This window comes from Paraburkholderia azotifigens, from assembly GCF_007995085.1.
Classification (GTDB): domain Bacteria; phylum Pseudomonadota; class Gammaproteobacteria; order Burkholderiales; family Burkholderiaceae; genus Paraburkholderia; species Paraburkholderia azotifigens.
This window is the reverse complement of the sequence record NZ_VOQS01000001.1, coordinates 2,800,989-2,815,071: the sequence shown is the minus strand read 5'-3', so window position 1 is coordinate 2,815,071 and position 14,083 is coordinate 2,800,989. Positions and strand designations below refer to the sequence as shown.

Annotated in this window: 11 protein-coding genes; all 11 read right to left on the bottom strand. The window is 60.5% G+C overall.

Annotated elements, in window-relative coordinates:
• Window positions 1-828 carry a 50S ribosomal protein L2 gene (rplB, locus tag FRZ40_RS12520; RefSeq protein WP_147234270.1) on the bottom strand — a complete coding sequence of 276 codons (828 nt, stop codon included), beginning with the start codon at window positions 826-828 and terminating at the stop codon, window positions 1-3.
• Between the two features lie 2 nt (window positions 829-830).
• Window positions 831-1,145 (bottom strand): 50S ribosomal protein L23, encoded by a 315-nt coding sequence (gene rplW, locus FRZ40_RS12515; RefSeq protein WP_007730525.1) that lies wholly within the window; start codon window positions 1,143-1,145, stop codon window positions 831-833.
• A complete protein-coding gene (gene rplD / locus FRZ40_RS12510) occupies window positions 1,142-1,762 on the bottom strand; it encodes a 50S ribosomal protein L4 (RefSeq protein ID WP_007730523.1) in 621 nt (206 codons plus the stop codon). Before rplD ends, rplW begins: the two co-directional genes overlap by 4 nt.
• A complete protein-coding gene (gene rplC / locus FRZ40_RS12505; protein WP_028367650.1) occupies window positions 1,762-2,421 on the bottom strand; it encodes a 50S ribosomal protein L3 in 660 nt (219 codons plus the stop codon). Before rplC ends, rplD begins: the two co-directional genes overlap by 1 nt.
• A 187-nt stretch (window positions 2,422-2,608) precedes the next feature.
• Window positions 2,609-2,920, bottom strand: coding sequence for a 30S ribosomal protein S10 (gene rpsJ, locus FRZ40_RS12500; protein ID WP_006998489.1), 312 nt, complete (start codon window positions 2,918-2,920; stop codon window positions 2,609-2,611).
• 127 nt (window positions 2,921-3,047) lie between these two features.
• The gene (gene tuf / locus FRZ40_RS12495) at window positions 3,048-4,238 is read right to left on the bottom strand and encodes an elongation factor Tu (protein ID WP_028371383.1); all 1,191 of its coding nucleotides are present in this window, start codon (window positions 4,236-4,238) and stop codon (window positions 3,048-3,050) included.
• A 48-nt stretch (window positions 4,239-4,286) separates the two neighbouring features.
• The gene (fusA, locus tag FRZ40_RS12490) at window positions 4,287-6,389 is read right to left on the bottom strand and encodes an elongation factor G (protein WP_028371384.1); all 2,103 of its coding nucleotides are present in this window, start codon (window positions 6,387-6,389) and stop codon (window positions 4,287-4,289) included.
• 130 nt (window positions 6,390-6,519) lie between these two features.
• Complete coding sequence (gene rpsG / locus FRZ40_RS12485; protein WP_006053291.1) at window positions 6,520-6,990, bottom strand: 30S ribosomal protein S7; 471 nt, start codon at window positions 6,988-6,990, stop codon at window positions 6,520-6,522.
• A 177-nt stretch (window positions 6,991-7,167) separates the two neighbouring features.
• Complete coding sequence (rpsL, locus tag FRZ40_RS12480) at window positions 7,168-7,548, bottom strand: 30S ribosomal protein S12 (protein WP_006053290.1); 381 nt, start codon at window positions 7,546-7,548, stop codon at window positions 7,168-7,170.
• A gap of 232 nt (window positions 7,549-7,780) precedes the next feature.
• Window positions 7,781-9,628 (bottom strand): DNA helicase RecQ, encoded by a 1,848-nt coding sequence (gene recQ / locus FRZ40_RS12475; RefSeq protein WP_147234269.1) that lies wholly within the window; start codon window positions 9,626-9,628, stop codon window positions 7,781-7,783.
• A gap of 211 nt (window positions 9,629-9,839) precedes the next feature.
• Complete coding sequence (gene rpoC / locus FRZ40_RS12470) at window positions 9,840-14,081, bottom strand: DNA-directed RNA polymerase subunit beta' (protein WP_147234268.1); 4,242 nt, start codon at window positions 14,079-14,081, stop codon at window positions 9,840-9,842.
• Window positions 14,082-14,083: the final 2 nt, after the last annotated feature.

The window sequence follows — 14,083 nt, the reverse complement described above, 5'->3', positions numbered from 1 at the left end:
TTAACGCTTGTGACGGCGCTGGACGATCATGCTCGTCGTGCGCTTGTTGCTACGGGTGCGATAACCCTTCGTCGGCGTGCCCCACGGGCTCACCGGGTCGCGACCTGCAGCCGTCTTGCCTTCACCACCACCGTGCGGGTGATCGACCGGGTTCATTGCAACGCCGCGCACCGTCGGGCGGATACCGCGCCAGCGGTTCGCGCCAGCCTTACCGATTTGACGGAGGCTATGCTCTTCGTTGCCCACTTCACCGATCGTCGCGCGGCACTCGATGTGAACGCGGCGGATTTCGCCCGAACGCAGACGAACCTGCGCGTACGTACCTTCACGAGCCAGCAGCATCGCCGACGTACCAGCCGAACGCGCCATTTGCGCGCCCTTGCCCGGCAGCATTTCGATGCAGTGAATCGTCGTACCGACCGGGATGTTGCGGATCGGCAGCGTGTTGCCTGCGCGGATCGGAGCTTCCGAACCCGACATCAGTTGCTGGCCAACCGTCATGCCCTTCGGAGCGATGATGTAGCGACGCTCGCCATCTGCGTACACGACCAGCGCGATGTTCGCGCTACGGTTCGGATCGTATTCCAGGCGTTCAACCTTTGCCGGAATGCCATCCTTCGTGCGACGGAAGTCGACGATACGATAGTGCTGCTTATGACCACCGCCCTTGTGGCGTGTGGTGATGTGGCCGTTGTTGTTACGGCCGGCGGTCGAGCTCTGCGTGTCGAGCAGCGGTGCGTACGGCTTGCCCTTGTGCAGATCCTTGTTGACCACCTTGACCATCGCGCGGCGACCCGGCGAAGTCGGCTTAACTTTCACGATTGCCATGATTACTTGGCCTCCGCTTCAAAGTTGATTTCCTGGCCGGGCTTCAGGCAGACGTACGCCTTCTTCACGTCCTTGCGCTTGCCCATGAAACGGCCAAAGCGCTTTGCTTTGCCCTTCTGGACGAGCACGTTGACGGAATTGACTTCCACCTTGAACAGCAACTCGACAGCAGCCTTCACTTCCTGCTTCGTAGCGTCCGGCGCAACTTCGAACACGACTTGCTCGTTCTTGTCAGCCACCAGCGTCGCCTTTTCGGAGATCACCGGCGCGAGCAGAACTTGCATCAAACGATGATCGTTTTTGCGAACTTCGCTCATGACAGCAACTCCTCGATCTGGGCGACCGCAGCCTTCGTGATCAGCACTTTCTTGAAGTAGATCAGCGACAGCGGGTCGGCGTAACGCGGCTCGACAACGGCCACGTGGGCCAGATTGCGCGACGCGAGGTACAGGTTTTCGTCAACCGTGTCGGTGATGACCAGCACGGAATCGAGACCCATTGCCTTGAACTTTTCGGCCAGCAGCTTCGTCTTCGGTGCTTCGAGCGTGAGCTCGTCGACAACTGCGATGCGGCCTTCGCGGGCCAACTGCGAGAAGATCGAGCAGAGACCTGCGCGATGCATCTTCTTGTTGACCTTGTGCGAGAAATTTTCTTCCGGCGAATTCGGGAAGATGCGACCACCGCCACGCCACAGCGGGCTCGACGACATACCGGCACGAGCACGGCCCGTACCCTTCTGGCGCCACGGCTTCTTCGTGGTGTGCTTGACCTGCTCGCGGTCCTTCTGAGCGCGGTTGCCGCTACGTGCGTTCGCCTGGTAAGCGACGACGATCTGGTGGATCAGGGCTTCGTTGTAGTCACGGCCGAACACGACGTCCGACGCGTTGACTGCTGCGCCTTCCTGACCATTGGCATTCAGGAGCTTAAGTTCCATTATTTCGCTCCTTTCACGGCACGCGTCTTCACTGCCGGCGTCACGAAAACCTTGCCGCCCTTCGCGCCGGGAACAGCACCCTTGACGAGCAGCAGCTTGCGGTCTGCGTCGATACGTGCGATTTCAAGGTTCTGCACGGTGACAGTCTCGTCACCCATGTGACCCGTCATGCGCTTACCCGGGAAAACACGACCCGGATCCTGCGCCATACCGATCGAACCCGGCACGTTGTGCGAACGCGAGTTACCGTGCGATGCACGGCCCGAAGCGAAGTTGTAACGCTTGATGGTACCGGCGTAGCCCTTACCGATCGAGGTGCCTTGCACGTCGACCTTCTGGCCCACTTCGAAGAGATCCACACCGATCACGGCGCCGCTCGACAACTCGGCAGCCTTGGCGGCGTCGATTTGGAATTCCTTGAGGATTTCACCGGCTTCAACACCGGCTTTGGCGAGATGACCTGCCAGCGGCTTCGTCACACGCGATGCACGGCGCGTACCGAAGGCAACCTGAACGGCCGTGTAGCCGTCGGTTTCAACAGTCTTGATCTGCGTCACGCGGTTGTCGGACACGTCCAGCACGGTGACGGGAATCGAATCCCCTTCAGCCGTGAAGATACGGGTCATGCCAACCTTGCGACCTACGAGTCCAAGGCTCATCGTTTTCTCCATTCCCGACTGCGATTGGTCGGGGCTAATTTACAAAATGCCGCGCACTTCAACGTTGAAGCGCAACGACTTTTTTACGCAAATGCGCGAAAAGCCTAGCATTATAGCGAGGCTTTTCGTTTTCTGCAAGCAATCAAAGACTTAGCGGCATCCGATAGTTGGATGCCGCTCGAAACCTTTACTGCAGCTTGATTTCGACGTCCACGCCAGCCGGCAGGTCCAGCTTCATCAGTGCGTCGACGGTCTTGTCCGTCGGATCGACGATGTCCATCAGGCGTTGGTGCGTGCGGATTTCGAGCTGATCGCGCGACGTCTTGTTGACGTGCGGCGAACGCAGGATGTCGAAACGCTGGATGCGGGTCGGCAGAGGCACCGGGCCGCGGACGATTGCGCCAGTCCGCTTTGCCGTGTCGACGATTTCAGCTGCCGATTGATCGATCAGACGATAGTCGAAAGCCTTCAGGCGAATGCGGATTTTCTGGTTCTGCATGACGAATTCCTTGGAAAGAGCGAGGCGATATTGCACCGCCGATGAATAAAAGAACGTAGGTCCAGGCGCTCGCGGAGGGCGAGTGCCCAGACCCGGGCACTGCATACTGCTACATCAATCCTCGATTTTACTCGATGATCTTGGCAACAACACCGGCGCCGACGGTACGGCCACCTTCGCGGATAGCGAAGCGCAGACCTTCTTCCATGGCGATCGGAGCGATCAGCTTCACCGTGATCGACACGTTGTCGCCCGGCATCACCATTTCCTTGTCCTTCGGCAGCTCGATCGAGCCCGTCACGTCCGTCGTACGGAAGTAGAACTGCGGACGGTAGTTGTTGAAGAACGGCGTGTGGCGGCCGCCTTCGTCCTTGCTCAGCACGTACACTTCAGCCGTGAAGTGCGTGTGCGGCGTGATCGAACCCGGCTTCGCCAGCACCTGACCACGCTCCACGTCTTCACGCTTCGTGCCGCGCAGCAGGATACCGACGTTGTCGCCTGCCTGACCCTGGTCGAGCAGCTTGCGGAACATTTCCACGCCCGTGCACGTCGTCTTCACCGTCGGCTTGATACCGACGATTTCGATTTCTTCGCCGACCTTGACGATGCCGCGCTCGACGCGACCCGTCACCACCGTGCCACGACCCGAGATCGAGAACACGTCTTCCACCGGCATCAGGAACGCACCGTCAACTGCGCGCTCCGGCGTCGGGATGTACGTGTCCAGCGCGTCGGCCAGGTTCATGATCGCCACTTCGCCCAGCTCGCCCTTGTCGCCTTCGAGTGCCAGCTTCGCCGAACCCTTGATGATCGGCGTGTCGTCGCCCGGGAAGTCGTACTTCGACAGCAGTTCGCGCACTTCCATTTCGACCAGCTCGAGCAGCTCAGCGTCGTCGACCATGTCGCACTTGTTCAGGAACACGATGATGTACGGAACGCCAACCTGACGCGCCAGCAGGATGTGCTCACGCGTTTGCGGCATCGGGCCGTCTGCGGCCGAGCACACCAGGATTGCGCCGTCCATCTGCGCCGCGCCCGTGATCATGTTCTTCACATAGTCAGCGTGGCCCGGGCAGTCGACGTGTGCGTAGTGGCGGTTGGCCGTTTCGTACTCGACGTGTGCCGTGTTGATCGTGATGCCACGTGCCTTTTCTTCCGGCGCCGCGTCGATCTGGTCGTAGGCCTTTGCCTCGCCGCCGAACTTCGCGGTCAGCACCGTCGTGATCGCTGCCGTCAGCGTGGTCTTGCCGTGGTCAACGTGACCGATCGTGCCGACGTTCACGTGCGGCTTGGTCCGTTCGAATTTACCTTTAGCCATGTTTCTCTTCTTTCAAAAAAGTTGTTCGATGAATGACTATGCGAGGTCTTACTTCGACTTCGCGTTGATGATCGCTTCCGACACGTTACGCGGCGCTTCTGCGTAGTGCTTGAATTCCATCGTGTACGTTGCGCGGCCTTGCGTCAGCGAGCGCAGCGACGTCGAGTAGCCAAACATCTCCGACAGCGGCACTTCAGCGCGGACGATCTTGCCGCCGCCCACCATGTCTTCCATGCCCTGGACGATACCGCGACGGCCCGACAGGTCGCCCATCACGTTGCCCATGTAGTCTTCAGGCGTTTCGACTTCCACAGCCATCATCGGCTCGAGGATCACCGGGCTCGCCTTGCGCATTGCTTCCTTGAACGCCATCGAACCGGCCATGCGGAACGCATTTTCGTTCGAGTCAACGTCGTGGTACGAACCGAACGTCAGGTGAACCTTGACGTCGACGACCGGGAAGCCTGCCAGCACGCCGGCCTTCAGCGTTTCCTGGATACCCTTGTCGACCGCCGGGATGTATTCACGCGGAATCACACCACCCTTGATCTCGTCGAGGAACTCGTAGCCCTTGCCCTGCTCGTTCGGCTCGAGCGTAATGACAGCGTGACCGTACTGGCCGCGGCCGCCCGACTGCTTGACGAACTTGCCGTCGACGTCGGCTGCCGTGCTACGGATCGTTTCGCGATACGCAACCTGCGGCTTGCCAACCGTTGCCTCGACGTTGAACTCGCGCTTCATCCGGTCGACCAGAATTTCGAGGTGGAGTTCGCCCATGCCCGAAATGATGGTTTGGCCCGATTCTTCGTCCGTTTGAACGCGGAACGACGGATCTTCCTGAGCCAGACGGTTCAACGCCATGCCCATCTTTTCCTGGTCGGCCTTCGTCTTCGGCTCGACGGCCTGCGAAATCACTGGCTCCGGGAACACCATGCGTTCCAGAACGATCGGGTTCTGCGGGTCGCACAGCGTGTCGCCCGTCGTCGCTTCCTTCAGGCCAACGGCAGCCGCGATGTCGCCAGCGCGCACTTCCTTGATTTCTTCACGCTGGTTAGCGTGCATCTGCAGAATACGACCCAGACGTTCCTTCTTGTCCTTCGTCGCGTTCAGCACCGTATCGCCCGAATTGACGACGCCCGAGTACACGCGGAAGAAGATCAGCTGACCGACGAACGGGTCCGTCATGATCTTGAACGCGAGTGCCGAGAACTTTTCGTCGTCCGATGCGCGGCGCTCAGCCTTTTCACCGTTTTCGAGTTCGCCCGTGACCGGGGGAATGTCGACCGGCGAGGGCAGGAAGTCGAGCACGGCGTCGAGCATGCGCTGCACGCCCTTGTTCTTGAACGCGGTACCGCACAGCATCGGCTGGATTTCGCAAGCGATCGTACGGTCGCGCAGACCCTTGATGATTTCCGCTTCGGTCAGTTCGCCCGACTCGAGGTACTTGTTCATCAGGTCTTCGCTCGACTCAGCCGCAGCTTCGATCATCTTTTCACGCCATTCGTTGCACGTGTCGACGAGTTCTGCCGGGATGTCTTCGTACGAGAACTTGGTGCCCTGGGACGCTTCGTCCCAAATGATCGCCTTCATCTTCATCAGATCGACGACGCCCGTGAAGTTCTCTTCCGCGCCGATCGGCACGACGACGGGAACCGGGTTCGCCTTCAGACGCAGCTTGAGCTGGTCGTAGACCTTGAAGAAGTTCGCGCCGGTACGGTCCATCTTGTTGATGAACGCGAGACGGGGCACCTTGTACTTGTTAGCCTGGCGCCACACCGTTTCCGACTGCGGCTGCACGCCGCCCACTGCGCAGTAGACCATGCACGCACCGTCGAGCACGCGCATCGAGCGCTCGACTTCAATCGTGAAGTCGACGTGACCCGGGGTGTCGATGATGTTGATGCGGTGCTCGGCGCGGTCGCCTGCCATGCCCTTCCAGAACGCCGTGGTAGCAGCGGACGTGATCGTGATACCACGTTCCTGTTCCTGCTCCATCCAGTCCATGGTTGCAGCGCCGTCGTGCACTTCACCGATCTTGTGGTTCACGCCGGTATAGAACAGGATGCGCTCGGTCGTCGTCGTCTTGCCGGCGTCGATGTGAGCGCTAATACCGATGTTGCGGTAGCGCTCGATAGGAGTCTTGCGAGCCACTTTGATCCTCTATTGGGATGACACGATGGAAACCAGTCCATCGCGCCCTAACACAAACGGGCGAGGCGCTTTAGAAGCGCACCCGCCCGGAATTTCTTTCCGCTTTACTGCCAGCCCAGGGACGGGATGCTTAGAAACGGAAATGCGAGAACGCCTTGTTGGCTTCTGCCATCCGGTGAACTTCGTCGCGCTTCTTCATTGCGCCACCGCGGCCTTCAGCCGCTTCCGACAATTCACCAGCGAGACGCAGAGCCATCGACTTCTCGCTGCGCTTCTTCGCGGCTTCGCGCAACCAACGCATCGCCAATGCCATACGACGCGACGGACGCACTTCGACCGGAACCTGATAGTTCGCACCACCAACGCGGCGGCTCTTCACTTCGACCACCGGCTTGACGTTGTTGAGCGCTACCGTGAACACTTCCAGCGGGTCCTTGCCACCCTTGGTCTGGATCTGCTCAAAAGCGCCGTACACGATGCGCTCGGCGACCGACTTCTTGCCGGAGAGCATCAGCACGTTCATGAATTTTGCTACATCAACGTTACCGAACTTCGGATCCGGCAACACTTCCCGCTTGGGAACTTCGCGACGACGCGGCATGTTTCTTCCTTTAACTTTTCAGTTGGAGCAGTTTTCTGCTCCGCGGCCACCAACTAACCCGATTCATCCATGACGACTTACCAGCCTGGTCGGGTGACCACTTACTCGACAGCACCGGCCATCCGGCACCACCGCTAAACCGCTCTTGCGAGCGACCTGTTACTGCTGACCGGCTGCTTACTTGCCAGCCTTGGCACGCTTCGCACCGTACTTCGAGCGAGCCTGCTTACGATCCTTGACGCCCTGGGTATCCAGCGAGCCACGAACCATGTGGTAACGCACACCCGGCAAGTCCTTCACACGGCCGCCGCGGATCAGCACGACCGAGTGCTCTTGCAGGTTGTGGCCTTCACCACCGATGTACGAAATGACTTCGAAGCCGTTCGTCAGACGAACCTTGGCGACCTTACGGAGCGCCGAGTTCGGCTTCTTCGGCGTCGTGGTGTACACACGGGTGCACACGCCGCGACGCTGGGGGCAGTCCTGCAGGGCCGGCGACTTGCTCTTCGTCGTTTCCGACGTGCGGCCTTTGCGAACCAGTTGATTGATGGTTGGCATTGTTTATTCCTGAAATTGAACAAAATCGACGTATTCGTTTCTGGGCAAAGCAAAAACGAACGCGTTTCTGACTACTGCTGAGTTCCAGCCCGACAGGCTATAAACGACGACTCGCGACGAGCTTGCGCCGCGCGCCCCCCTGCCAAGAACCGGAACCTAGCATCATATTCCGAAAATCCTAAGCGAGTCAACAGGTTGCGTGGATCCGAAGGCGTCGGCGGGGCGTTGGACGTCAATCTGCGGCCACGACTTCGAGCAGTTCGTCGCCGAACCGGTCGAGCTTGCGTGCGCCCATGCCTGGAATGTGCCGCAGATCGTCCAGCGATTCCGGACAATTCCGTGCGATTTCCGCGAGTGTCGCGTCGTGGAAAATGACGTAGGCCGGCACGCCATCGCTCTTCGCGGTCTCGGTCCGCCAGCTGCGCAACCGGTCCCAGCGCGCCCGCTCGCGTGCATTCATGCCCGCCGTCGGGTCGGCTCGCTCGCTTGTGCGGCCCGACGACTGGCGCGTCCGAACGGGCTTCACATAACGGCGCATGGTCACAGTCTGCTCACCCTTCAGGACGGGCTTGCTGGATTCTGTGAGCACAAGCGAGCCAAAGCCCTCGTGGTCGACGGTGAGAAATCCGAATGCGACCAACTGGCGAAAGACCGCGCGCCATTCGTGCTCGGACAGCGCCGCGCCGATTCCGAACGTACTCAGCTTTTCGTGGCCACGCTGCAGAATCTTCTCGTTGCGGTTGCCGCGAAGAATATCGATCAGATGTCCTGCGCCGAAGTTGAATCCGCTCGCGCGTTGCGCGCGAAACGCGCACGAGAGCGCCATTTGGGATTCGCGCGTCGCGTCCCATGAGGCCGGCGGCTCCAGACACGTATCGCAATTGCCGCACGGCTTACCCTCTTCGCCGAAGTAGGCTAGCAAGCGAACGCGGCGGCACGAAGCCGTTTCGCACAGGCCGAGCAATGCGTCGAGCTTGCCTGTCTGCACCCGCTTGTGCGCATCGTCGGCTTCGGATTCGTCGATCATCTTGCGCTGCTGCACGACATCACCGAGCCCGTACGTCATCCACGCGTTCGCCGGCAGACCGTCGCGCCCGGCGCGCCCTGTCTCCTGGTAATAGCCTTCGACGCTCTTCGGCAAATCCAGATGCGCGACGAAGCGCACGTCCGGCTTGTCGATACCCATGCCGAACGCAATCGTCGCGCACATCACGATGCCTTCCTCGCGCTGGAAAATTTCCTGGTGCTTCTGGCGCACCTCGAATTCCATCCCCGCGTGATACGGCAGCGCGCGCACGCCCTGCGCCTTCAGCCACTCGGCCGTCTCTTCGACTTTCCGGCGCGACAGGCAATAGACGACACCGGCGTCGGTCGTGCCATCCTGACGCGAGTGTTCGGCGCGGATGAAATCGAGCAACTGCGAGCGCGCGTTGTCCTTTTCGACGATCCGATAGCGGATGTTCGGCCGATCGAAGCTCGACACGAACACGCGCGCGTCGTCGAGTGCGAGCCGGTGAACGATTTCATCGCGTGTGATGGCATCGGCCGTCGCGGTGAGCGCGATGCGCGGCACGGATGGAAACCGCTCGTGCAGGACGGAAAGCTGAATGTACTCGGGCCGGAAATCGTGCCCCCATTGCGACACGCAATGCGCTTCGTCGATTGCGAAGAGACCAATGCGCGTGCGTTCGAGCAGATCGAGAAAACGCGGCGTCATCAGACGCTCCGGCGCCACGTACAGCAGATCGATTTCGCCCTCTCGCAGCGCGCGTTCCGTCGCAGCGGCATCGGCGCCCGACAGGGTCGAGTTCAGATACGCCGCGCGGACGCCGACTTCCGTCAGCGCCGCCACCTGATCCTGCATCAATGCAATCAATGGCGATACGACGATGCCAGCGCCCAAGCCCGCCTCGCGCCGCACGAGCGATGGAATCTGATAGCAGAGCGACTTGCCGCCGCCCGTCGGCATCAGCACCAGACAGTCGCCGCCGCCCGAGACATGTTCGACGATTTCGCCCTGCTGCCCTCTAAACGCGGGATAACCGAATACTTCGTTGAGGATCTGGAGGGGACGGGACATGAAGGAGAGTGGAGAGAGAAATAGAGCGCGGAACGGGTGACCCGAATTTTACCAACCCAATCGCGTTTCGCCTGGTGTTTGTCGCGCAACTGGTCATCCGGCAGAGTCCAAATGGCATAAGAAAAACGCAGGCGAAAAAAAACCGCCCGGTCGAAACCGGGCGGTTTTGCCAACTACGCGTGTGAGATAGCGGCTTGCGCCGCCAGCCCGCTTACTCGTTGGTATGCGGCGTTTGCTCGGCGGCCGGGCTTTCCGGCGTACCGAACTCGAAGGCCTCTTCTGCAGCGATCTGGTCGAAACGCTCGCGATCCGCCATTTCCTTGGTCTTGCGCGCCTTGTGGAACGCGAGACCCGTACCGGCCGGAATCAGACGGCCGACGATCACGTTTTCCTTCAGGCCACGCAGATCGTCGCGCTTGCCCATGATCGCGGCTTCCGTCAGCACCCGCGTCGTTTCCTGGAACGATGCCGCCGAGATAAACGAATCCGTCGACAGCGACGCCTTCGTAATACCCAGCAGGATGTTCTCGTACGTTGCCGGACGCTTGTCTTCCGCGTTCATACGGTCGTTCTCGTCGAGCATGTCCGACCGCTCGACCTGTTCGCCCGGGATGAAGCGCGTATCGCCGTTGTCCGTGATCTGCACACGACGCAGCATCTGACGCACGATCACTTCGATGTGCTTGTCGTTGATCTTCACGCCCTGCAGACGGTACACGTCCTGCACTTCGTCCACGATGTAACGCGACAGCGCTTCGATACCCTGCAGACGCAGGATGTCGTGCGGATCCGCCGGTCCGTCGACGATCATTTCGCCCTTGTTGACGACCTGACCATCGTGCACCAGAACCTGCTTTTCCTTCGCGATGAGGAACTCGTGCTGATTGCCCTCGAGGTCCGTGATAACGAGACGCTGCTTGCCCTTCGTGTCCTTACCGAACGACGTCGTACCCGTGACTTCCGCCAGGATACCTGCGTCCTTCGGCGAACGTGCTTCGAACAGTTCCGCCACACGCGGCAGACCACCCGTAATGTCACGCGTCTTCTGCGCTTCAGTCGGGATACGTGCGAGCACTTCACCCACCTGAACCTGCTGACCGTCCTTCACGGTGATCAGAGCGCCGACCTGGAAGCCGATCTGAACCGAGTGCTCCGAGTTCGGGATCTTGACTTCTTCGCCGTTCGCGTCGAGCAGCTTGACCTGCGGACGCACGCTCTTCGAAGCCTGCGAACCGCGGCGCTTCACGTCGATCACGACGAGCGTCGACAGGCCCGTCACGTCGTCGATCTGCTTCGCGACCGTCACGCCTTCCTCGACGTTTTCGAACTTCACCGTACCGCCCCACTCGGTGATGATCGGACGCGTCAGCGGATCCCACGTGGCCAGCTGCGTACCTGCCTTGATCTGCGCACCGTCGAGTTGCAGCAGCGTCGCGCCGTACGGCACCTTGTGACGCTCGCGCTCGCGGCCGTGATCGTCCGTGATCAGCGCTTCGCCCGAACGCGAGATGACGATCTGCTCGCCCTTCGCATTGGTCACGTAACGCATCGTCGCCGTGAAGCGCACCGTACCGTTCGACTTCGCTTCGACCGACGACGCCACTGCTGCACGCGATGCCGCGCCACCGATGTGGAACGTACGCATGGTCAGCTGCGTGCCCGGCTCACCGATCGACTGAGCAGCGATCACGCCCACTGCTTCACCGACGTTCACCAGCGAGCCACGGCCCAGATCGCGGCCATAGCACGACGCGCACAGACCGTAACGCGTTTCGCAGGTGAGCGGCGTGCGCACGCGCACTTCGTCGATGCCCAGACGCTCGATCTCTTCGACCGAATCTTCGTCAAGCAGCGAGCCCGCTTCGTACAGCGTTTCCTGCGTTTCCGGATTGACGACGTCAGCCACCGCGACACGGCCGAGAATACGGTCGCGCAGCGCTTCGACGACTTCACCACCTTCCACGAGGGCCTTCATCGCCACACCGTTCGACGTGCCGCAATCGTCCTCGACCACCACGAGATCCTGCGTGACGTCGACCAGACGACGCGTCAGATAACCCGAGTTCGCCGTCTTCAGTGCCGTATCAGCCAGACCCTTACGTGCACCGTGGGTCGAGATGAAGTACTGCAACACGTTCAGACCTTCGCGGAAGTTCGCGGTAATCGGCGTTTCGATAATCGAGCCGTCCGGCTTCGCCATCAGTCCGCGCATCCCCGCCAACTGACGGATCTGGACCGCGGAACCCCGCGCGCCCGAGTCGGCCATCATGTAGATCGAGTTGAACGATTCCTGACGCGTTTCGTTGCCGTCGCGATCGACCACGGGTTCCGTGGCGAGCTGCTCCATCATCGCCTTGCCGACCGCTTCCGACGTTGCCGACCAGATGTCGACCACGTTGTTGTAGCGTTCCTGCGCGGTGACGAGACCCGACATGTACTGGCGGTCGTATTCCTTCACCTTCTTCGCGGCGTCGCCGACGATCGTTTCCTTCTGCGGCGGCACGAGCATGTCGTCGACGCAGATGGAGATACCGGCGCGCGTTGCCAGGCGGAAGCCCGACTGCATCAGCTGGTCGGCGAAGATCACCGTTTCGCGCAGACCGCACTTGCGGAATGCCGTGTTGATCAGACGCGAAATTTCCTTCTTCTTCAGCGGCTTGTTCAGCACCGAGAACGGCAGACCCGGCGGCAGAATCTCCGACAGGATCGAACGGCCAACCGTCGTCGCGTACAGCGAGATCTTCGGCACGAACGCCGGCGCGCCTTCCGACTTGTCTTCGTTGTGGACCATTTCCGTGATCCGCACGTTGACGCGCGAGGCCAGTTCGACTTCCTTGTTCTCGTAGGCGCGCAGCACTTCCGACACGCCCGTGAACGTCATGCCCTCGCCCTTGCCGTTGATCGCTTCGCGCGTCGCATAGTACAGGCCGAGCACGATATCCTGCGACGGCACGATCGACGGATCGCCGTTAGCCGGGAACAGCACGTTGTTCGACGCCAGCATCAGCGTGCGCGCTTCCATCTGCGCTTCCAGCGACAGCGGAACGTGAACAGCCATCTGGTCGCCGTCGAAGTCGGCGTTGAACGCCGCGCAGACGAGCGGGTGCAGCTGGATAGCCTTACCTTCGATCAGCACCGGCTCGAAAGCCTGAATGCCAAGACGGTGCAGCGTCGGCGCACGGTTCAGCATGACGGGATGCTCGCGGATCACCTCTTCGAGGATGTCCCACACCACCGGCGTCTGGTTCTCGACTTCCTTCTTCGCAGCCTTGATGGTGGTAGCGACACCCATCACTTCCAGCTTGTTGAAGATGAACGGCTTGAACAGTTCGAGCGCCATCAGCTTCGGCAGACCGCACTGGTGCAGCTTCAGCGTCGGGCCGACCACGATGACCGAACGGCCCGAGTAATCGACGCGCTTGCCCAGCAGGTTCTGACGGAAGCGACCGCCCTTACCCTTGATCATGTCGGCGAGCGACTTCAGCGGACGCTTGTTCGCGCCCGTCATCGCCTTGCCGCGACGGCCGTTGTCGAGCAGCGAATCGACGGCTTCCTGCAGCATCCGCTTTTCGTTGCGGACGATGATTTCAGGCGCCTTCAGTTCGAGCAGACGCTTCAACCGGTTGTTACGGTTGATCACGCGGCGATACAGGTCGTTCAGGTCGGACGTCGCGAAGCGGCCGCCGTCCAGCGGAACCAGCGGACGCAGTTCCGGCGGCAGCACGGGCAGCACTTCGAGAATCATCCACTCGGGCTTGATGCCCGAACGCTGGAAGGCCTCGAGCACCTTCAGGCGCTTCGCGTACTTCTTGATCTTCGCTTCCGAACCCGTGTTCTTCAGCTCCGAACGCAGCGTTTCGACCTGTTCGTCGATGTTGATCGCGCGCAGCAGTTCGCGCACGCCTTCCGCGCCCATTTCAGCGCGGAATTCGTCACCGTACTCTTCGACCTTGTTGTAGTAATCCTCTTCCGTCATGATCTGCCGCGCTTTCAGCGGCGTCATGCCCGGATCGATCACCACATATGCTTCGAAGTACAGCACGCGCTCGATGTCGCGCAGCGTCATGTCGAGCACCATGCCCAGACGCGACGGCAGCGACTTCAGGAACCAGATGTGCGCGACAGGCGAGGCCAGTTCGATGTGGCCCATGCGTTCGCGACGCACCTTGGCGAGCGTCACTTCGACGCCGCACTTCTCGCAGATCACGCCACGGTGCTTCAGGCGCTTGTACTTGCCGCAAAGGCATTCGTAGTCCTTGATCGGACCGAAAATCTTCGCGCAGAACAGACCATCCCGCTCCGGCTTGAACGTGCGGTAGTTGATGGTCTCCGGCTTCTTGACTTCACCGAACGACCACGAACGGATCTTGTCCGGCGAGGCCAGACCGATCTTGATCGCGTCAAAAACTTCTTCCTGTTGGACTTGCTTGAATAGATCGAGCAGAGCTTTCATTG